Origin of the sequence: Aureimonas psammosilenae (genome assembly GCF_009176975.1) — a bacterium.
Taxonomy (GTDB): Bacteria; Pseudomonadota; Alphaproteobacteria; order Rhizobiales; family Rhizobiaceae; genus Plantimonas; species Plantimonas psammosilenae.
The window spans coordinates 1-19016 of sequence record NZ_WEZG01000026.1 but is presented as its reverse complement, the minus strand read 5'-3'; the positions used below and the strand labels follow the sequence as shown (position 1 = coordinate 19016).

Below are 19016 nucleotides of genomic sequence, written 5' to 3'. Positions count from 1 at the left end.
GTGGCAAGCTCGGGCCGGTCCTCCACCGACTTGCCCGACAGTTTCTCCGACCGGATCACCGAACAACCGGCGCTCTTCAGCTTGTCGAGCTGGATCGTCAGGTCCTGATCGGTGGAAGACACGCGGGCATAGCCGAAACGGGGCATGGAAAGGCTCGAATTCGTACCGGAAGGGTGGTTCGGACGAATGGGTCGTACCAAATTCGAAAACCGACCGCTATGGGACAATTTCCCGCGTTCCGCCGGAAAGCGCCAGATCGGTATACCGATCTGGAATATGCTCTACGCGCTTGAGCACTCGTTGTGGTCACGCGATTGAATGGAGGCTCGGAGGGTGTCGCTTGACACTATGCGCGAGAATGACCACGAGATAGTATTTATTCCAAGGGCAGCCAAAGGTCGTGCAATGATACGGGTCAACGTTCTACCAAATGGTCGATTGGTCCTGCCGGCATCGCTTCGCGCCTCGCTAGGTGTCGAAAAGGGTGGTCAGGTCATGGCAGAACTCGTCGATGGTGAGGTACGGTTGTCGACGCCCGATGCTGCCCTTGACCGCGCTCGTGCCCTCTTCCGGCAGTTTGTCCCCGCTGGCCCGTCGATCGCTGACGAGATCATTGCCGATCGGCGCGCGGAGAGTTCAAACGAGAGCGGAACCACAACCCCGCTCGAGGGACGCTGAGAATGCCGAGCTGTGTGATCGACACCTCGGCCGTGTTCGCGGATCTCAACGAGGAAGCGGGAGCCGGCGAAGCTCGGCGTTGGATGCGGGATGCAGCGATCTCGGCGATCAACCTTCAGGAGGTCGCATCCAAGGCGATCGACAAGGGCGTGCCGATAGAGGTCGTGCCCAGCCTGATCGAGGCGTTGCGGCTCGACACCCGCCCCTTGGATCGAGACCTTGCGCTTGCGGCGGGCATGATGCGGGCGTCAACCGCGCGGCTTGGTCTGTCGCATGGGGATCGTGCGTGCTTGGCGCTGGCGAAAAGGCTCGGACTTCCCGCTGTCACCGCGGACAGGGCTTGGGCGGAGGTTGCACAGGAGATCGGGGTCGATGTTGTCCTGATCCGCTAGAGCGGAACCATCACCACCGATGGTATGCTGGCCGCGCCCTGGTTTCGGATATGGCATTGGCTATTCTGCTAAAGGCAGCGGAACCCGTAGCAGACGACGGATCATGCCTTTGTCCATGATGCTTCATGACAAAGATGGGTGGATTGAGAGTGGCGACCGTGAGGGCCACGTCGATCGGAGGCTTCGATGCGCTTTTTGCTGCTGTCCGGTTTGATCATGGTGGTTGCGTCGACGGCAATGGCCCAGGATGTTCTGGGCCCGTCCAATCCGGCTGGAAACCCAGCGATGTCGGCGGTTGGCGACGCAGCCGAAATTCAAGCGCGCAGGCTGGCGCGGGAGCGGGCGCGGCGCGGAACCCAGCCGACCCGAGAGCAGATTGCCGCGTGCCGGAAAAAGGGAACGTTCCGCTCCCAATATGGAGCCGCGCACCCGAAAGTTCGTCTGCTCTACCGTTTGTGCAAGAACTCCGGGTTGTAGCCAACCCGTTCTCGGCCGAGCAAAACCTGACGCTTCGGTCGTTCGGGTATCGACCCTTTCAGGACGGTGAGTGTCCAACCAACCTCGCGCTGAAGCAGGCGTTGCCGTGAAGCGCGTGCATCGGGTTGCCGAGAATGAATGTGAGCGAGAAGCGTAAGCGGGACGGCTCCAAGGCCGATGGAGGCGAACTTGCCGTCGAGGCGTGAACTCTATGCGGGCGTAACCTTCTTCGTACTGGCCGCCATCGTGGTCGTCGCGGTCCGGCGGCCTTTCGACATGACAGGATGGGCATGCCTTCTGGCGTGCGTCATCTTCGTCGCTTTCGGCTGCGCCGCCCTTTTGAAGCCCGATCTTGCCGTTGGGATGCGAAAGTTTCGGCATTCGGCGGAGCGCAAGGCGTCCGCGAACCGGGGGGACGATCTCGATGACGAGCGCGACGAGGCAAGCAGCGATCCGTCTCCTCATGAAACGCGAATCCTCGATGCGACGATCTCCGCGCTCACGGCCGTCGAGGCCATCGAAGCTGATGAGGTTGACGCTCGCTCGCTCTGGAAAGCGGCGCAACGCCTCGATCCCGGCCAGACCATCGGTGCCCACGAGGCGCTCGGCTCCTTTTCGGCCTTGCACGAGTTCGATCGACGGCGCATCGGTCGTCTGACCTTCGTACCCGCCCACACCGAATACGATGGTCCGCTTCTTGCCGAAATCACCGCCTCGATGCTCGTGTCGCTGGGTTGGCCTGTGCATCCGGGCGAAATCGAGGTCGCGTTGCCGGCGGACGGTGGCCAAGGTCCGGCGACCATCTCCTTTCCTGTCGACGGCCGCACCGAGATGGTCACCTGCTCCTATCTTTGGAAATATCCGCCGACCGATCTTTCAACGGCGCTTGGGCGGTTCGCGAGGAACGACGACCCTTGCGAGCTTGTCGGCGCTGATCCCGGTGACCAGACGCTTCTCTACGCCGCCATCCGCTCCGGGACGTTGGCAGAACTGAACCGACGGCTCCCGGCGGAGCACGATCTTTTCTACAAGGCCTGAGCCTCGGCCCAACCGCTATCGGGTGCATCGGGCGGTTCCCACCAAGCGGCTACCGGAAACAGGGCGCACTTCTCCTGCGACAGTGCCATTTCAGCCGATGCGGCTTTCCACGGGTTGGCTTTGCAACCACGCTGGCCGGCTGGATCTGGCAGGAAAAGGCATGGGACCGGGTCTCTATGTATAGACATCGATCCACGGCTCAGCACCTTGCTTCGCCAATAAGCAGGGCCGCTCAGATCGCTTCCCGAAGCTCCGTCATCGCGCGGATGAAGCGACTTGCGATCGCCTCGCGGCGAAGGTGGCGGCCGCCTTCCACAATTCTGCGCCCGCGCGTCCAGACGCGATCCACCGTGATGCCGGCAGCGAAGATCCAGTGATCGAGCACGGCCTCGCGCGGCAGGTAGGGGACAGTCGAGAGGTCCAGGGACACGAGATCGGCAGCATTGCCCTTCGCGATGCCGCTTGTCGTCCCGAGCGCCTTCGCGCCGCCCGCGAGCGCTTGCGCGAACAGGGCCTCGCCGGTGGAGCCACCGGGCGCGGCGACGACATTGCGGGCGCGGTTGCCGAGGCGCTGCGAATATTCGAACTGCCGGAGTTCCCCCGGCAGCGAGATCAGGACGTTGGAGTCCGAGCCGACACCGAAGGCACCGCCTTCTTCCAGAAAGAGAGGGGCGGGAAAAATGCCGTCGCCGAGATTGGCCTCGGTGATCGGGCAAAGCCCCGCGACAGCGCCGCTCGCCGCCATCGCCCGCGTTTCCCGATCCGTCATGTGCGTCGCGTGGATCAGACACCATTTGCCATCGACGGGCGCGTGGTCGAGGAGCCATTCGACGGGCCGTGCACCGGTGAAGGCGAGGCAGTCCTCGACCTCCCGCACCTGCTCGGCGACGTGGATATGGATCGGCCCACCCTCGGCCAATGGCAGAAGGAGGCCAAGTTCCTCTCCCGTCACCGCGCGCAGACTGTGCGGGGCGAGGCCCAGAACCGCGCCGGGGACGGAAGCCAGCCTGTCGCGGCAGGTGGAAAAGAGGCGCGCGAAAGCGTCCGGGGAATGCACGAAGCGCCGCTGGCCTTCGCTCGGAACTTGGCCGCCGAAGCCGGAATGAGCGTAGAACACGGGAAGCAGCGTCAGGCCGATGCCCGTCTCGGCGCTCGCGGCCATGATGCGTCCGGCGAGTTCGGCGGGGTCGGCATAAGGCGCGCCATCGCGATCGTGGTGGAGGTAATGGAACTCGCCCACCCGCCCGAAGCCGGCTTCCAGCATTTCCATGTAGAGCTGCGCGGCGACCGCTTCGAGCTGGTCGGGGGTCATGGACAAGGCGAGGCGATACATTACGTCGCGCCAGCTCCAGAACGAATCCGCGCCCGGTCCCCGTCGCTCGGCGAGCCCCGCCATCGCCCGCTGGAAGGCGTGGCTGTGAAGGTTCGCCAGCGCCGGCAGCAGCATCTCCACCCGCTCGTCGCCAACTTGCGGGGAAGCGCCCGTTTCGATCGCTTCGACCATGCCGCCCGCGACGCTGACGCGGACATCCTCGGCCCATCCGTTGGGGAGGAGCGCAGAACCTGCGTGGATCGTGGTCATCCCGTTTCTCCCGCGGAATGGCGGCGGCGTTCAGGTGGTTCGAACGACGCGCTTGCCAAGGTCCCTTATATGTCTATACATTACAGCAGCGAAAGGAAAGGCATCCCCGATGCACCCATTCTCTTCCCCGGAAGCGGCGAACAGCGGCTACGTCCTTCGCAACGTCCGGCTCGCGACGATGGCGACGGGAGCGGGCCCGCTCGGGATCGTCGAGAACGGCGCGCTCGTCGTGCGCGAGGGCCGCATCGCCTATGCCGGCCCCGCCGCCGCCCTGCCGGCGAGCTTCCACGCCGTCCTGCCGGAATGGGACGGCGAGGGGCGCTGGGTGACGCCCGCGCCGGTGGACTGCCACACCCATCTCGTCCACGGCGGCAACCGCGCCCGTGAGTTCGAAATGCGCCTGGAAGGGGCGAGCTACGAGGAGATCGCCCGCGCCGGCGGGGGCATCGTGTCCTCCGTCGCGGCGACGCGCACCTTGGATGTCGATGGTCTGGTGCAGGCCGCCCTGCCGCGCCTCGACGCGCTTCTGGACGAAGGCGTTTCCACGGTGGAGGTGAAGTCCGGCTACGGCCTCGATGTCGAGACGGAACTCAACATGCTGCGCGCCGCGCGGGCGCTGGAACGAGCGAGGCCCGTGCGCGTCGTCACCTCCTGGCTCGCCGCCCATGCCTTGCCGGCGGAATACCGGGAGCGCCGGGAGGCCTATCTCGACGAGGTCGTGCTGGCGGGCCTGGAGCGCGCCCATGCCGAAGGGCTGGTCGATGCGGTGGACGGGTTCTGCGAGGGGATCGCCTTCTCGCCCGTTGAGATCGCCCGCGTCTTCGATCGCGCGAAGGCGCTGGGTGTCCCGGTGAAGCTCCATGCCGAACAACTGTCCGACCTCGGCGGGGCCGGGCTCGCGGCCTCTTATGGGGCGCTGTCGGCCGACCATCTCGAATATTTGAGCTTGGAGGGCATCACCGCGATGCGGGAAAGCGGCACGGTGGCGGTGCTTCTGCCCGGCGCTTTCTACGCCTTGCGCGAAACGCGAAAGCCGCCGGTGGAAGCGCTGCGCATCGCCGGCGTGCCCATGGCGCTCGCCACCGACTGCAATCCCGGCACCTCGCCGCTCACTTCGCTTCTTCTCACGATGAACATGGGCGCGACGCTCTTCGGCATGACGGTCGCGGAATGCCTTGCCGGCACGACGCGGGAAGCCGCGCGCGCCCTCGGCCTCCTCACTGAGACCGGCACGCTGGAGGCCGGCAAATCCGCCGATCTCGCGATCTGGACCATCGAAAGCCCCGCCGAGCTCGTCTACCGCATCGGCTTCAACCCGCTTCACGCACGCATCTTCAAGGGTGCGAGGACTTCTCCATGACCCTGACGCTTCATCCGGGCGCCGTTTCGCTGGCCGATCTCGAACATCTCTACTGGACGGGCGAAGCCGCCAAGCTCGATCCCTCCTTCGACCCGGCGATCGAACGCGGCGCGGCGCGGATCGCGGAGATCGCGGGCGGAAACGAGCCGGTCTACGGCATCAATACGGGCTTCGGGAAACTCGCCTCGATCAAGATCGACATGGCCGATCTCGCCAAGCTCCAGCGCAACCTGATCCTGTCGCATTGCTGCGGGCTTGGGAGCCCCTTGCCCGAAAACGTCGTGCGCCTCGTGATGGCGCTGAAGCTCGTGTCGCTCGGGCGCGGCGCGTCGGGGATCCGCCTTGATCTCGTGCGGTTGATCGAGGCAATGCTGGAAAAGGGCATCGTGCCGGTCATTCCCGAAAAGGGCTCGGTCGGGGCTTCCGGTGATCTCGCCCCGCTCGCCCATATGACGGCGGCCATGATGGGCGAAGGCGAGGCTTTCTTTGGCCATGAACGGCTGCCCAGTGGGGAGGCTTTGGCGCGGGCCGGTCTCACGCCCGTGGTGCTCCAGGCGAAAGAAGGTCTGGCGCTCATCAACGGCACGCAGGTCTCGACGGCCTTGGCGCTCGCAGGCCTCTTCCGTGCGGGCCGCGCCCTGCGCACAGCTCTCGTGACGGGCGCCTTGTCCACCGACGCCGCCATGGGCTCCTCCGCACCCTTCCACCCCGAGATTCACGCGCTTCGCGGCCATCGCGGCCAGATCGACGCGGGCGCGGCCTTGCGCCGCCTTCTGGAAGGCTCGGCCATCCGCGAAAGCCATGTGCAGGGAGACGAGCGCGTGCAGGACCCTTACTGCATCCGCTGCCAACCGCAGGTCGACGGGGCCTGCCTCGACATCCTGCGCCAGGCGGGGCGGACGCTCGAGATCGAGGCGAATGCCGTCACCGACAATCCTTTGGTGCTGTCCGACGGCTCGGTCGTGTCGGGCGGCAACTTCCATGCCGAGCCGGTGGCCTTCGCGGCGGATCAAATCGCGCTGGCAACTTGCGAGATCGGGGCCATCGCGCAGCGGCGGATCGCGCTTCTGGTGGACCCGGCTTTGTCCTTCGGCCTACCCGCTTTTCTCGCCAAGAAGCCGGGGCTGAATTCCGGCCTGATGATTGCCGAAGTCACCTCTGCCGCCTTGATGAGCGAAAACAAGCAGATGGCGCATCCGGCTTCGGTGGATTCGACGCCAACTTCCGCCAACCAGGAAGACCACGTGTCCATGGCCTGCCATGGAGCGCGGCGGCTTCTGCCGATGACGGAGAACCTTTTCGGCATTCTCGGCATCGAGGCGCTCGCCGGGGTGCAAGGCGTCGAGCTGCGCGGTCCCTTGGAAACGAGCCCGGAACTGCAACGAGCCGTGGCAACGGTTCGCGCCACTGTTCCGGCGCTGGAAGAGGACCGCTATCTCGCCGGTGATCTGGCATCGGCCGCCGCTCTCGTGGCGGGCGGCGCGCTCGAGAACAGCGTGTCGCCCGGCCTTCTGCCGGGTCTCGGAGACGCGCAGTGAGCGTCGCCGAGATCCATCAGGGCGCCTCGCCGGTCATCCTTGCCTTTCCCCATACGGGAACGGAGGTGCCGCCCGACATCGCCGCGCGGCTGAACGAAGATGGCCAGGTCCTTCGCGACACGGACTGGCACATCCACCGCCTTTATGACGGCCTTCTTTCCGATGCCACCACGGTACGCGCCACCTTCCACCGCTATTGTGTCGACGCCAATCGCGATCCGTCGGGCGACAGCCTTTATCCCGGCCAGAACACGACCGGGCTGATCCCGAGTACCGATTTCGACGGGCTGCCGATCTGGCGGACAGGCGAGGAACCGACGCAAGCTGACATCGCCGAGCGGCTGGAACGCTTCCACGCGCCCTATCACGCGGCTCTGGCGGCAGAGATCGAACGGGTGAAGGCGCTCCACGGCGTCGCGGTTCTTTACGACTGCCATTCGATCCGCTCCCGTATCCCCTTCCTGTTCGACGGAACCTTGCCGGATTTCAACATCGGCACCGATGGCGGCAGCACATGCGCGCCCGCCATCGAGAGGGCGGCCCTGGAGGTGGTGCAGGCCGCGCAAGACTATTCGAGCGTGCTCAACGGCCGCTTCCGCGGCGGCTGGACGACGCGCCATTACGCGCGCCCGGAAACGGGCGTCCACGCCATCCAGATGGAACTCTCGCAAAGCTCGCATCTCACCACCGAGACGCCGCCCTTCGCCTATGACGAGGCGAAGGCGGAACTCTTGCGCGCCCATCTCCGCACCCTTCTGCGCCGCATCGAGACGGTCGCGCTTTCTTTGGGACGAACGAGCCGATGAGCAATCCGCGCCACAACATCCGCACCGTGCGCGCCGCGACCGGCACGGAACTCACCGCCAAAAGCTGGCTCACCGAAGCCCCCCTTCGGATGCTGATGAACAATCTCGATCCGAACGTCGCGGAGAACCCGAACGAGCTCGTGGTCTATGGCGGGATCGGGCGCGCGGCGCGCACCTGGGACGATTTCGACCGCATCGTCTCGACCCTGCGAACCCTCGAAGACAACGAAACGCTGCTCGTTCAAAGCGGCAAGCCGGTGGGCGTGTTCCGCACCCACAAGGACGCGCCGCGCGTCCTCATCGCCAATTCCAACCTCGTGCCGCATTGGGCGACCTGGGACCATTTCAACGAGTTGGATAAAAAGGGTCTGGCCATGTACGGCCAGATGACCGCCGGCTCCTGGATCTATATCGGCACGCAAGGCATCGTGCAGGGCACCTACGAGACCTTCGTGGAAGCGGGCCGCCAGCATTACGGTGGCAGCCTGAAGGGCAAATGGATCTTGACCGGGGGCTTAGGGGGCATGGGCGGCGCGCAGCCGCTCGCGGCCGTGATGGCGGGCGCTTCGTGCCTCGCGGTGGAATGCAATCCGGACTCGATCGAGTTCCGCCTTCGCACCCGCTATCTCGACGAGAAGGCCGGCAGTCTAGACGAGGCGATGGCCATCATCGAGCGCTGGACGGCGGCAGGCGAGGCGAAATCCGTCGGGCTCCTCGGCAACGCCGCCGAGATCCTGCCCGAAATGGTGAAGCGGGGCATCCGGCCCGATATCGTCACCGATCAGACCTCGGCGCACGACCCGATCAACGGCTATCTTCCCGCCGGCTGGACGATGGCGCAATGGCGGGAAAAGCGCGAAAGCGATCCCAAAGCCGTGGAGCGGGCCGCGCGCGCTTCCATGCGAACCCATGTGGAAGCCATGCTCGCCTTCCACGAGCGGGGCATCCCGACGCTCGACTACGGCAACAACATCCGGCAGGTGGCGAAGGACGAGGGCCTCCAAAACGCCTTCGACTTCCCCGGCTTCGTGCCGGCTTACATCCGCCCGCTTTTCTGCCGGGGCATCGGACCCTTCCGTTGGGCGGCCTTGTCCGGCGACCCGGAAGACATCTACCGCACCGACGCCAAGGTGAAGGAGCTTCTGCCCGACAACCACCATCTCCACCGCTGGCTCGACATGGCGCGCGAGCGCATCGCCTTTCAGGGTCTTCCGGCGCGCATCTGCTGGGTGGGCCTCGGCGACCGGCATCGGCTTGGCCTCGCCTTCAACGAGATGGTGCGAAACGGCGAGCTGAAGGCCCCGGTGGTGATCGGGCGCGATCATCTCGACTCCGGCTCCGTCGCCTCGCCGAACCGCGAAACCGAGGCGATGCGGGACGGCTCCGACGCCGTGTCCGACTGGCCGCTTCTCAACGCGCTTTTGAACACCGCGTCGGGCGCGACCTGGGTCTCGCTGCATCATGGCGGCGGCGTCGGCATGGGGTTCAGCCAACATTCCGGCATGGTGATCTGCTGCGACGGCAGCGAGGATGCCGACCGGCGCATCGCCAACGTTCTTTGGAACGATCCGGCGACGGGCGTCATGCGCCATGCCGATGCCGGCTACGAGGTCGCGGTGGAGTGCGCGACGGAAAAAGACCTCCGCCTGCCCGCCATCCTCGGCAACTGAGAAGGGCGACAGTCATGCGCGTCCTGAAGGCGAGCGACCACAAGCGCATGAGGTGGAAGAACGGCGGCGGGGAAACGGTGGAGATCGCTGTTCATCCCGCAAACGCGGACCTTGCCGACTTCCACTGGCGCGTGTCGGTGGCAAGCGTCGCGGTAGACGGGCCGTTTTCGGTATTTCCCGGCGTCGACCGGACCCTGGCGCTTCTGTCCGGCGAGGGCATGGAACTCGCCGTCGAGGGAATGGGAACGCACAGGCTTTCGCCAACGTCCTCGCCGCTCGCCTTTCCCGCCGACGCGCCGACATCCGCCCGCCTTCTCGGCGGCCCCATCACCGATCTCAACATCATGACCCGGCGCAGCGGCTTCACCCACCGGATGCAGCGCCTCGGCGGTGAGGGGATTACTGCCAACGGGCCATGCACCGTTCTCGTGGCAGCGGAGGCCTCCCTGATCGCCGTGAACGGGGAAGAGCTGCAGCTCGAACGGCTCGACGCCCTCGTTCTGGAAAGCCCGGCAAGGATCGAGCGAGGAAACGAAACCGCGCAGGTCTTCGTGGTGGAGATCGACGCGCTGTCTCCGTCCCGCCAAGATTACCGATCGGTATATTGACGCCTAAATAGGCCCTATCTACAGCGCTATCGAGCATGCCCCGGCAGTTCCGAAGCGACTGCTCCATCACAGTCCCGAGGGGGTGTTTGCCCATGGCGAACGCATCCATCAGTCTCGACCGGATCGACGTCTGTCTCGTCGCCACCCGGCGCCCGGCTCTTCTGGAACGGACGCTTCGCTCCTTTCACGACAATCTCCTGCGGCATTTCGGGGTCCGGCGGTTCATCGTCAATGTGGACCCGCTCTTTGGAAACGAAGCCGACGAAGCGGAATGCGTTTCGCTGATCCGCTCCTTCGACCCGCAAGCCATCATCCGCTTGCCCGACCAAGCCGGTTTCACCACGGCGGTCACGTCCAACTGGCTGGCGAGTTCCACTGACATCGTTCTCCATCTGGAAGACGACTGGCTCCTCAACCGCCCGGTTCATCCGGATCATCTCCAGCCCTTCGCCGATTATCCCTGGCTCGGGCAGATCAGCTTCAACCACGACAACAAAGCCTGGGACATCCGCAAGAAGGGATCGTTCTGCTACGCGCAGCGCCACGTGAAGCTGTTCAACCGGAAGTTCCGCTACGGGGTGAAGCGCCAGAATTTCCTGACCGGCCCGTCTTTCCTGCGAGGTGACTTCGCTAGGCGTTCGGCCGAGTTGATGAACCCCGCCTTCGACCCTGAAAAACAGTTCTGCCGGGGCCTCAACGGGAAGCTGGAGCGCTATGTCGCCGACTTCCGCAACATGATCATCGGCGAGATCGGCGCTTATTACATCGAGGACCTCGGCCGCCAATGGCGGGAGGAACACCGGATCACGAAGGAGATCGTCGCGGGTCAGTCCTACTGGATGGATCAGGCCTCGAACTCGAACGCCGCACGGCGTCCCGCTGCGAGTTGAGAGCTAGAGAATCCGCTTCCAGAAGAAGCCCGGCAGCCAGTCCGTGCGGCGCACCGTGAAGCGCGGAAGGCGCATCGGGTCCTCGCTTCCCGTCGCGCGGGCGCTGACCGTGGTGGTCGCCGAGGCGAAGCCGCTTTCGCGCACCACCTCCACCACGCGGTCGTTGAGGCTGCCGAAGGGATAGCTGAAAGCGGAAACGGCGCGGCCGGTCATGTCCTCCAACTGCCGCTTGCTGTCCGCGATCTGTCGCCGCGCCTCGCCTTCCTCCAAGGTGCCGAGGCGGGCGTGATCCACGGTATGGGCGCCGACTTCCTGTCCGCGATCGGCCCATTGGCGAAGCTCCGAACGGCTCATGCAGGGCGCATGCGGCATTCGCCCGACATTCCAGGCGTTGAAGCCGTCGACCTGCCCGCTGACGAAATAGGTCGTCGAGGTGAAGCCGAACTCCTCCAGAACCGGCAGGGCGTCGGTGAAGACGTTGCGATAACCGTCGTCGAAGGTGATCCCGACGGCGCGGCCCTTTTTCCTCCCCGTGAGATAATCGCCGAGATCGGCCATCGAGCAGCCGACATAGCCGAGGAGCTTCAGGGCTCGCATCTGGCTGCGGAACCGGGACGGGCTGACGAACATGTAGCGCGATTTCGTGCCGCGCGGCGGCGCATGCGAGACATGGTGGTACATGAGAATGGGGAAGCCGCGGGCGTTGAGCGGAGCGGCGCCTGCATTGACGTTGTCAGACTTCGTGATGTGATCTTCCGCCAACACAATCGCTCCGCTCGTATCCGCGCATCCGTGCCGTCTTTGGCACGGAAAGGGCATGAAGCAGAATGGGCATCAGGCGCGGGATGCCCGCGACTATCTCAGGAAACTGAGGATCAAGCCATGAACGCTTTGACCTATCGCGGCTATACAGCGAAAATCGAAATCGATGCCGAGGAAGGAATCCTCATAGGACGCATTCTCGGGATCGAGGATATCGTTGGCTTCGATGCAGAAGACCCAAACGCTTTGCGGATGGCATTGGAGGAAGCGGTGAACGATTATCTTCAAGCCTGCGCCGAAGCCGGCGAGGAGTCGGAACGGCCCAGCCTCATCGAGATGCCGAAGCCATGACCCGAGAGGTTTGATATGACGATCGAAACGGCACCTTTCGACGTGGCCAAGTACCTGGAAACGATCGAAGGGCAAGCCGGTTTTCTCAACGAGGCCTTTCGGGAAAGCGATCACGCCAGCATCGTCCAAACACTCGGCGTTATCGTCCGTGCCCGTGGAATCAAGGTTATCGCCGAGGGTGCCGGCATCACGCAGGAAGCGCTCCATGAGGCTTTGAGTGCCGAGGGTGACCTGAAGTTTTCCACATTCCTCGATATCGTGAAGGCCCTTGGGTTCAACTTGACCGTGGTGCCTGTGGACCTGGATGCGGAAGCAGCCTGACATGACCGATGCCCCGACGACCCGGACAAGACCCGACACGCTGAAGCTCGGCACCTTCGTTTATACGTTCGGCTTCCATCCGGCGGCGTGGCTGCATCCGGGCAGCGACGTGCATGGGGCGAACGATCTGTCCCATCTCGTGCGATGCGCGAAGACCGCGGAAAGCGCCAAGCTCGACTTCATGTTCTTCGCCGACAGCCCGGCGAGTGCCGTCGGCGATCCGGCCGCGCTTTGCCGCAACCCCACTAAGATGAACCGCTTCGAGCCGATCACGGCCATCACCGCCCTGTCGCAGCACACAAGCCGGATCGGCTTCGTCGCCACCGCCTCCACCAGCTATTACGAGCCCTACAACATCGCCCGGCTCTTCGCCTCAGCCGACCATATCGCCAAGGGGCGCATCGCCTGGAACGTCGTGACCTCCGACCACGACGAAACAGGCTACAACTACAACCGCGAAGGCCTCGCCCCCCATGCCGAGCGCTACGAGCGCGGGCAGGAGTTCATCGACACCGTCTTCGGCCTTTGGGACAGTTTCGAGGACGACGCGCTTCTCCTCGATCGGACAAGCGGGCTCTACTACGACAAGAACAAGCTCCACACCCTCGACCACAAGGGCAAGCATTTCCAGGTGCGCGGACCGCTCAACATCGCGCGCACCCCGCAGGGGCGCCCGGTGATCGCGCAGGCGGGCGGTTCGGAACAAGGGATGGAGCTTGCCGCCCGCACGGCCGAGATGGTGTTCTCGCTCGCTTCCAACATCGACAGGAACCGCGCCTTCTACGCCGATGTGAAGGGCCGGATGGCGAAGTACGGGCGCGACGAGAACGATCTGAAGATCATGCCGGGCGTCGTCGTCAATGTCGGCGAAACGCGGGAAGAAGCGGAAGCCAAGGCGCAGGCCCTGGTCGATCTGATGCATCCGGATGTCGGTCTCCTGATGCTCCAGGAATTCCTGGAAACCGACCTTCATGGCGTCGCCCTGGACGAGCCCTTCCCGATGGATCGCATGCCGGAGAAGGCCAAGGGCTCGAAGGCGATGTTCGCGGAGCTGAAAGACTTCGTAAGCCAGGGCCACACGATGCGCGAGCTGATCACCCATTACGCGCGCCAGCATACCGGCAATGGGCTGATCGGGACGCCGGGGCAAGTCGCCGACTTCATGCAGGAGTGGTTCGAAACGGGCGCGGCCGATGGCTTCATCCTGATGTGCCCGACGCTGCCCTCGAGCTTGGAGGACTTCACCCGCCTCGTGGTGCCGGAACTTCGCCGGCGCGGCCTGTTCCGCAAGGATTACGAGGGTGAAACGCTACGCGCCCATCTCGGCCTTTCCACGCCGCCCAACCGCTACGCGGCGGCGCGCGCCAAGGGCTGAACTGCCCGGCACGAGGTGCGCTGCCGGCGGAACATTCCTTCCGCCCGGCCGTATCGGCTTCAGATCCTTGGAGGCACCCATGTCCAATATTCCCGGCATCAGCCCCATCACGCCCGATCTGGAAGAAATCCGGCATTCCGACGACGAGGCGTTTCGCGATCCGACCGCTCCCGATGACGAGGGCGACGACGACGACGCGGCTCCAAACGAAGACGACCCGGAGCCAAAAAACGCGCGATCGGTAGATGCGTTGGCAAGCCTTCCGCAATCGCTGTAGAAACGAGCTTCATTCAACAGTGTGATGAAGGCGTGGGATGGCCAAGCTCGACGCGGTGGCGCGCACGATCGCTCTTTATGCGCAGCCCGGAATGAAGCCCAAGCAGCTCATGGCTCTGGTGCGGGAGCACCATCCGGAAGCATCCAAGAAGGACATCAGCCGGGGCGCGTTCCATGCCGTGATCCTGGCGGCCGAGAACGACCCTCACAAGGTCTCGATCCTTCACGATCTGGCGCTCGGCTCCCGCAACCGCGACGACCTCATCATCGGAACGGGCGATCCGGGTGGCAAGCTGAAGAAGGCGAAGCGGACGAAGCACTAACCCTCGATCGAGGGAGGGCGAACCGGCCCCACCGCCCGCCTCCATATGTCTATGCCTGAGACCCCGCCGACGCTTCCTGCGCTTCCGGGCCGAAATCGGCCACGAGCTGGTGGCCGTTGCCGGGATAAAGCAGACGTACCGCCGTCACCCAGTCGCTCGCGACATGGGTGGATCGCACGATTTCGAGACAAGCCTCCCCGACCGCGAGATCGAGCGCCTTGGCTTCCGCGGCCCCTGCATTCACGGCCCTGACGCGATGGCGGGCGCTGCTCCAGGGAATGGTCTGCAACAGCCAGGCGCCGGGGGCGAGATCGGCGAAATCCTGGGTGGCCGCTTCGCCGGCAATGCCGGGATTGATGAGGCGCGTTTCCAGGCAGAAGGGGCGCTCGTCGGCCAGATGCAAGCCTTCCAGCCATACGACCTCCTGACCCCCGATCTCCTGGCCCAGAAAGGCCGCGTCCCCATCCGTCGCAAAGCGTGCCCGGCGCTCGCGCAAGCGGAAGCGGTGCTCGCGGCCGGATGCGCGCACCTCGTCGCGGATATCGGCGATCGCCATCACCATGGACTGGGCGCGGGGCTGGGCGACCTGCGTGCCGATCTTCTTGCGCCGAACGAGAAAGCCCTCGCGCGCGAGTTGCGCCAGCGCCTTGTTCATGGTCATGCGCGACACGCCGTAGCGTTCGGCAAGCTCGGTCTCGACCGGCAGTTGGAAGCCCGGCGGCCAAGCCCCTTCCACGATACGGGCGCGGATGTCGCCGACGATATGGGCGTGGCGCGTTTCGGTCTTGAGCGAGCCGGACGACATGGAAGAAGGAGCCCTCACGCTTCCTTCAACAGCATGGCCGCGCCGCGATCGAGATAGGTTTCGAGAAACTGGGTCAGGCGCGGATGGCGGGGGGATGCGAAAATCTCGCCCGGCGCGCCGTCGAGGAGAATCCGGCCATGATCGAGGAAGGCGATGCGCTGGCCGACGGTCGCGGCAAAGCCGATCTCGTGGGTCACCACCACCATGGTCATGCCCTCTTCCCCGAGCCGGCGCATGACGTTCAGAACCTCGCCGGTAAGTTCTGGATCGAGCGAGGCGGTCGGCTCGTCGAAGAGAAGGATCTGCGGCTCCAGCGCCAGCGCCCGCGCGATCGCCACGCGCTGCTGCTGGCCGCCGGAAAGCTCGGACGGATAATGATGGGCGCGCGCTTCGAGGCCGACATGGGCGAGCTGCGCCATGCCGCGCTCGGTGGCTTCCTTCTTGGGCAGACGGCGCACGGTGACGAGCGCTTCCGTGACATTGCCGAGCGCCGTCATGTGCGGCCAGAGATTGAACTGCTGGAACACCATGCCGATGCCGGCGCGCACTTCGCGGATGCGCTGCGGGGACAAGCGCACGCGCTTGGCCCCCTCCCGCTCCTCGAAGCCGAGCGGCTGACCGTCGACGAGGATCGTGCCGCTCGTGGCTTCCTCTAGAAAGGCGATGCAGCGCAGAAGCGTCGACTTGCCGGAGCCAGAGGGCCCTATCAGGCAGGTGGTGGCCCCGCGCGGCACCTCGAGACTGACGCTGTGGAGAACCTCGGTCTTGCCGTAGCTCTTCGACAGGTCGCGGATGGAAACGGCGGCAGGGGAAAGGGTCATGCGAACCTGAACTTGGAAAGCCGGCGCTCGGCCACCCGGCCCGCCCAGCCGCAGATCTCGACCAGGAGCCAGTAGATCAAGGCGAGCAGGAACAGCGCCTCCACGAAGGCATATTGCTGCGAGCCGAGCGCGCTGATCACCGCCGTCATTTCCGGCACGGTGACGATCGACAGAACGGCGGTCTCCTTCAAGAGGATGATCGCCATGTTCACGCATTGCGGCAGAACCAGCATCGTCATTTCGGGAACGAGAATGCGCCGGATGATCTGGGCCCGGGAAAAGCCGAAGCATTCGGCCGCTTCGACATGGCCCTTGGGAACGGCGGCGAAGCCTGCCCGGAAGATCTCGGAGAAATAAGCGGCGGCATAAAGGGTGAGGCCGAGAAGCCCTGCCGGGATCGGATCGAGCTTCAGGCCGATGAACGGGCCGCCGAAATAAAGAAGGAAGATCTGAACGAGAAAGGGCGTCCCGCGCAGCACCTCGACCACAAGGCGAAGAACGAGGCCAATGGGCGTCGGGCCGAAGCGGCGGAGCGCCGCGACGAGAAACCCGAGGGCGGCCCCGAGCATCATGGCGGCGAGCCAGATGCCGAGCGTGACCTTCAGCCCGGACAGGATCGCCGGCATGGCCGCGAGGATGACGGCGGGATCGAAGCTCATGCGAGGCGGCCTCGGCGCATCAAGCGCTCGGCAACGCCGCCGCCGCCCGCGACCGTCCAGTTGATCACGAGATAGATGGCCCCTGCCACTGAATAGAAGAGAAGCGGGCGATAGGTCGAGGCGGACAAGTTCTGCGCCATGCGCGTCAGCTCGATGACGCCCACCACCGAGATCAGGGAGGACGCCTTCAGGATCAGGATCGCCTCGTTGACGAGGGCGGGTACGGTGAGGCGCAACGCGATCGGCGCGCGGATGCGGCGAAACTGCTGCCAGGGGGTCAGCCCCGCCATGTCGGCCGCTTCCAGAAGGCCGCGCGGCACGCTCTGGAAGCCGCCGCGCAGGTTCTCGGCCTGATAAGCGGCGGTGCACAGGGACAAGCCGATCAGGGCCGCCACGACACTCGGCACGGAGAGTCCGAGCGTCGGCAGGAGATTGTAGATGAGGAGAAGCTGGACGAGGAGCGGCACGCCCCGGAAGAAGCTGACGAAGGTCACTGCCGGCCAGCGCAACCAAGGTCTCGGTGACAGCTTGGCGGCGCAGACCGCGATCCCGATCAAAAGCCCGATCGCGATCGATGTGAAGGAGAGGACGACGGTGTAGCCCGCCGCCTTCAGCATCAGCTCGAACAGTCGCATCGACATGGAAACGTCCTACGAAGCGAGCCCCGCCGACAAAGCCTTAGAAGGCGGGTTCGGGCGCGACGTCCGGCGTGTCGAAGGAGGTGCCGAACCACTTCTCCTGCATGGCCTTCATCCGTCCATCGCCCTTGATCTTGACAAGCGCGGCCTGGACGGCGTCGAGCAGCGCCTGGTCGTCCGCCTTCTTGGTGCCGATGAAGCCGAAATAGCTCTTCTGGCCGAAGGGCGGCGTCACCACCGCGAAGATTTCCGGCTGCTTGGACGCGACATAGGCGATGTTGGGGAGGGAGTTGGCAACAGCCACGATGCGGCCTGCGGCGAGATCGGCATAGGCCTCGTTGAAGGCGGGATATTCGCGCGCGTCCACCGGCTGGGGCAGGGTCTTGCCGAAGGCCTGCAACTGCGCGAGCTGCGCCGTGGCCTTGCCGGCCCCGACCGTCTTGCCGGCGATGTCTTCCGGCTTGGTGATCGTCTCGTCCTTGGCGCCCTTCAGGATGGCGACGGTGGCTTCGGCGACCGGCGACAGGAAGCGGTAGCGCTCGGTGCGCGCCTTGGTGATGGTGGCGGGACCCGCGACCATGTCGAACTGACCGGCTTCCAGCGCCGGGAAGACGCCGTCCCAGGGGAGTTCGACCCATTCGATCTTGACGCCGAGTTCCTTGCCGATCTCGGCGAAAGCGTCGACATTGAGCCCGGCATGCTCGCCCGCCTCGTCGACGAAATCGAAGGGTGCGAAAGCGGTCTCAGTGCCGACCTTCAGGACGCCCGCCGCCTTGACGCGCGCGAGCGCATCCTCGGCATGCGCGATCGCCGGGGCGGACAAAGCGAGAGCGACACCGAAAGCCGCCTGGAGAAGGGTGCGTTTGTTCATGCCAGTCTCCTGCCGGACGTTTCGGGCGAAACGGGAGCACCGCTTGCGCGGCGGATATGCCTAGACATATCAACTAGCAGAAAAGGCATTGTCAATTCGAAAGGCACGATTTTCGCGTGCACAAGAATACGGCATGAACTAAGTGGATTGGGGAAGAAGCGGCCGCTAGGCCTTGGCCTTCGTGACAGCGACTGGCAAACCGTTGTCGCCAGCCTCATCCAGTTCGGTGTTGCGGCCAACGGCGCATCACGGTTGATCTAAGCAACCTTGCAAAGGAAGGGCTTCTCCCGTCGCGAGGGGTATCCCGGTCGATCGAGTGATCGCCGGTATGGCGCTGTTTCCGGCTGCGTTATTGCTGACCCCGGTCTTCCCGCGTTGGCTTGGCTGCCTTACATCACCGTCCACCGGCCCGGTTCCTCGCCCGCAAACCGGGGCGTGGTGATTCCTCTGAGGTTTTCTGGCTTGGTGGTGAGCGCGTTTGCGACTGCGCCCGGCGCCCGTTAAGCGCTGCGTTCTGTCCGCGCTGCGTCCGCATCGCGCTACCACCCCTGGCGTTTACATTTGGGGCCGTGTGTTCAGCGCTCAGTGTGTGTTTGGTGCTGTGGGGAAGTGTTTGGTTTGATGTTTTGTGTGTCTGATTGTGAGGTGAGAAGCTGTGTATTTGTTGTTGGCGGATCTGGCGGCGACCGACTTTCCCGCGTCTTGAGACGAAGTATCATGGGCGCTGGAGCGTTTCACGGCCGAGTTCGGAATGGGATCGGGTGTTGGGGTCTCC

At 64.7% G+C, this 19016-nt stretch carries 22 protein-coding genes and 1 rRNA gene; 14 read left to right on the top strand and 9 right to left on the bottom strand.

The genetic code is table 11. The annotated features are described in order from the left end of the window. On the bottom strand, positions 1-146 hold a 146-nt coding region (locus F9929_RS23335; protein WP_193227892.1), incomplete at its 3' end, for a recombinase family protein. A gap of 534 nt (positions 147-680) precedes the next feature. On the opposite strand from F9929_RS23335, the gene F9929_RS23325 reads away from it, so the two are divergent. The 3 genes from F9929_RS23325 to F9929_RS23315 all read left to right on the top strand — a co-directional run bounded on the left by F9929_RS23325 (position 681) and on the right by F9929_RS23315 (position 2585). Then, positions 681-1070, top strand: coding sequence for a PIN domain-containing protein (locus F9929_RS23325; RefSeq protein WP_152048958.1), 390 nt, complete (start codon positions 681-683; stop codon positions 1068-1070). A 186-nt stretch (positions 1071-1256) separates the two neighbouring features. Continuing rightward, on the top strand, positions 1257-1547 hold the full coding sequence (locus tag F9929_RS23320; protein ID WP_152048957.1) for a hypothetical protein: 291 nt from the start codon (positions 1257-1259) through the stop codon (positions 1545-1547). A 189-nt stretch (positions 1548-1736) separates the two neighbouring features. Next, complete coding sequence (locus F9929_RS23315) at positions 1737-2585, top strand: hypothetical protein (protein ID WP_152048956.1); 849 nt, start codon at positions 1737-1739, stop codon at positions 2583-2585. A 232-nt stretch (positions 2586-2817) separates the two neighbouring features. Here the strand turns inward: F9929_RS23315 and F9929_RS23310 are convergent, their stop codons facing one another. Next, a complete protein-coding gene (locus F9929_RS23310; RefSeq protein WP_152048955.1) occupies positions 2818-4167 on the bottom strand; it encodes a formimidoylglutamate deiminase in 1350 nt (449 codons plus the stop codon). A 109-nt stretch (positions 4168-4276) separates the two neighbouring features. Here F9929_RS23310 and hutI point away from each other — a divergent pair, with 109 nt between their 5' ends. The 6 genes from hutI to F9929_RS23280 all read left to right on the top strand — a co-directional run bounded on the left by hutI (position 4277) and on the right by F9929_RS23280 (position 11039). Then, on the top strand, positions 4277-5527 hold the full coding sequence (gene hutI / locus F9929_RS23305) for an imidazolonepropionase (protein WP_152048954.1): 1251 nt from the start codon (positions 4277-4279) through the stop codon (positions 5525-5527). After that, entirely contained in the window at positions 5524-7065 is a 1542-nt protein-coding gene (gene hutH / locus F9929_RS23300) for a histidine ammonia-lyase (RefSeq protein WP_152048953.1), read from the top strand. Before hutI ends, hutH begins: the two co-directional genes overlap by 4 nt. Beyond that, positions 7062-7871 (top strand): N-formylglutamate deformylase, encoded by an 810-nt coding sequence (hutG, locus tag F9929_RS23295; protein WP_152048952.1) that lies wholly within the window; start codon positions 7062-7064, stop codon positions 7869-7871. The genes hutH and hutG overlap by 4 nt, the downstream gene beginning before the upstream one ends. Beyond that, entirely contained in the window at positions 7868-9541 is a 1674-nt protein-coding gene (gene hutU / locus F9929_RS23290) for a urocanate hydratase (RefSeq protein ID WP_152048951.1), read from the top strand. Before hutG ends, hutU begins: the two co-directional genes overlap by 4 nt. A gap of 14 nt (positions 9542-9555) precedes the next feature. Then, on the top strand, positions 9556-10149 hold the full coding sequence (locus tag F9929_RS23285; protein ID WP_152048950.1) for a HutD/Ves family protein: 594 nt from the start codon (positions 9556-9558) through the stop codon (positions 10147-10149). Between the two features lie 92 nt (positions 10150-10241). Next, entirely contained in the window at positions 10242-11039 is a 798-nt protein-coding gene (locus F9929_RS23280; RefSeq protein ID WP_152048949.1) for a hypothetical protein, read from the top strand. Positions 11040-11042: 3 nt separating this feature from the next. Here the strand turns inward: F9929_RS23280 and F9929_RS23275 are convergent, their stop codons facing one another. Beyond that, positions 11043-11720: a polysaccharide deacetylase family protein gene (locus tag F9929_RS23275; protein WP_152048959.1), complete on the bottom strand. Its 678-nt coding sequence runs from the start codon at positions 11718-11720 to the stop codon at positions 11043-11045. Positions 11721-11921: 201 nt separating this feature from the next. On the opposite strand from F9929_RS23275, the gene F9929_RS23270 reads away from it, so the two are divergent. From F9929_RS23270 to F9929_RS23250, 5 genes are all read left to right on the top strand, one after another. After that, on the top strand, positions 11922-12152 hold the full coding sequence (locus tag F9929_RS23270; RefSeq protein ID WP_152048948.1) for a hypothetical protein: 231 nt from the start codon (positions 11922-11924) through the stop codon (positions 12150-12152). 15 nt (positions 12153-12167) lie between these two features. Continuing rightward, complete coding sequence (locus F9929_RS23265) at positions 12168-12473, top strand: addiction module antidote protein (RefSeq protein ID WP_152048947.1); 306 nt, start codon at positions 12168-12170, stop codon at positions 12471-12473. Between the two features lies 1 nt (position 12474). After that, positions 12475-13848, top strand: a complete 1374-nt coding sequence (locus tag F9929_RS23260; RefSeq protein WP_152048946.1) for an LLM class flavin-dependent oxidoreductase — start codon at positions 12475-12477, stop codon at positions 13846-13848. Between the two features lie 79 nt (positions 13849-13927). Further along, positions 13928-14125, top strand: coding sequence for a hypothetical protein (locus tag F9929_RS23255; protein WP_152048945.1), 198 nt, complete (start codon positions 13928-13930; stop codon positions 14123-14125). A 37-nt stretch (positions 14126-14162) separates the two neighbouring features. Beyond that, complete coding sequence (locus F9929_RS23250) at positions 14163-14447, top strand: hypothetical protein (protein WP_152048944.1); 285 nt, start codon at positions 14163-14165, stop codon at positions 14445-14447. A 49-nt stretch (positions 14448-14496) separates the two neighbouring features. On the opposite strand, the gene F9929_RS23245 is transcribed toward F9929_RS23250, so the two are convergent. The 6 genes from F9929_RS23245 to rrf all read right to left on the bottom strand — a co-directional run. Further along, positions 14497-15270: a UTRA domain-containing protein gene (locus tag F9929_RS23245; RefSeq protein WP_152048943.1), complete on the bottom strand. Its 774-nt coding sequence runs from the start codon at positions 15268-15270 to the stop codon at positions 14497-14499. Then, entirely contained in the window at positions 15267-16073 is an 807-nt protein-coding gene (locus F9929_RS23240; RefSeq protein WP_152048942.1) for an amino acid ABC transporter ATP-binding protein, read from the bottom strand. The genes F9929_RS23245 and F9929_RS23240 overlap by 4 nt, the downstream gene beginning before the upstream one ends. Continuing rightward, positions 16070-16732, bottom strand: a complete 663-nt coding sequence (locus tag F9929_RS23235; protein ID WP_152048941.1) for an amino acid ABC transporter permease — start codon at positions 16730-16732, stop codon at positions 16070-16072. Before F9929_RS23235 ends, F9929_RS23240 begins: the two co-directional genes overlap by 4 nt. After that, positions 16729-17373, bottom strand: a complete 645-nt coding sequence (locus F9929_RS23230) for an amino acid ABC transporter permease (RefSeq protein WP_152048940.1) — start codon at positions 17371-17373, stop codon at positions 16729-16731. Before F9929_RS23230 ends, F9929_RS23235 begins: the two co-directional genes overlap by 4 nt. 37 nt (positions 17374-17410) lie before the next feature. Further along, on the bottom strand, positions 17411-18241 hold the full coding sequence (locus tag F9929_RS23225) for a transporter substrate-binding domain-containing protein (RefSeq protein WP_152048939.1): 831 nt from the start codon (positions 18239-18241) through the stop codon (positions 17411-17413). Positions 18242-18915: 674 nt separating this feature from the next. Then, a 5S ribosomal RNA gene (rrf, locus tag F9929_RS23220) occupies positions 18916-19016 on the bottom strand; the annotation flags it as partial.

Bases quoted from the DNA above. Each gene is read 5' to 3' on its own strand.
- hutI (WP_152048954.1), top strand. From the start codon at position 4,277: ATGCACCCATTCTCTTCCCCGGAAGCGGCGAACAGCGGCTACGTCCTT.
- F9929_RS23280 (WP_152048949.1), top strand. From the start codon at position 10,242: ATGGCGAACGCATCCATCAGTCTCGACCGGATCGACGTCTGTCTCGTC.
- F9929_RS23255 (WP_152048945.1), top strand. From the start codon at position 13,928: ATGTCCAATATTCCCGGCATCAGCCCCATCACGCCCGATCTGGAAGAA.
- F9929_RS23240 (WP_152048942.1), bottom strand. From the start codon at position 16,073: ATGACCCTTTCCCCTGCCGCCGTTTCCATCCGCGACCTGTCGAAGAGC.
- F9929_RS23235 (WP_152048941.1), bottom strand. From the start codon at position 16,732: ATGAGCTTCGATCCCGCCGTCATCCTCGCGGCCATGCCGGCGATCCTG.
- F9929_RS23230 (WP_152048940.1), bottom strand. From the start codon at position 17,373: ATGTCGATGCGACTGTTCGAGCTGATGCTGAAGGCGGCGGGCTACACC.
- hutH (WP_152048953.1), top strand. From the start codon at position 5,524: ATGACCCTGACGCTTCATCCGGGCGCCGTTTCGCTGGCCGATCTCGAA.
- F9929_RS23320 (WP_152048957.1), top strand. From the start codon at position 1,257: ATGCGCTTTTTGCTGCTGTCCGGTTTGATCATGGTGGTTGCGTCGACG.
- F9929_RS23265 (WP_152048947.1), top strand. From the start codon at position 12,168: ATGACGATCGAAACGGCACCTTTCGACGTGGCCAAGTACCTGGAAACG.
- F9929_RS23270 (WP_152048948.1), top strand. From the start codon at position 11,922: ATGAACGCTTTGACCTATCGCGGCTATACAGCGAAAATCGAAATCGAT.
- F9929_RS23250 (WP_152048944.1), top strand. From the start codon at position 14,163: ATGGCCAAGCTCGACGCGGTGGCGCGCACGATCGCTCTTTATGCGCAG.
- hutU (WP_152048951.1), top strand. From the start codon at position 7,868: ATGAGCAATCCGCGCCACAACATCCGCACCGTGCGCGCCGCGACCGGC.
- F9929_RS23285 (WP_152048950.1), top strand. From the start codon at position 9,556: ATGCGCGTCCTGAAGGCGAGCGACCACAAGCGCATGAGGTGGAAGAAC.
- F9929_RS23260 (WP_152048946.1), top strand. From the start codon at position 12,475: ATGACCGATGCCCCGACGACCCGGACAAGACCCGACACGCTGAAGCTC.
- F9929_RS23310 (WP_152048955.1), bottom strand. From the start codon at position 4,167: ATGACCACGATCCACGCAGGTTCTGCGCTCCTCCCCAACGGATGGGCC.
- F9929_RS23225 (WP_152048939.1), bottom strand. From the start codon at position 18,241: ATGAACAAACGCACCCTTCTCCAGGCGGCTTTCGGTGTCGCTCTCGCT.
- F9929_RS23325 (WP_152048958.1), top strand. From the start codon at position 681: ATGCCGAGCTGTGTGATCGACACCTCGGCCGTGTTCGCGGATCTCAAC.
- F9929_RS23275 (WP_152048959.1), bottom strand. From the start codon at position 11,720: ATGTACCACCATGTCTCGCATGCGCCGCCGCGCGGCACGAAATCGCGC.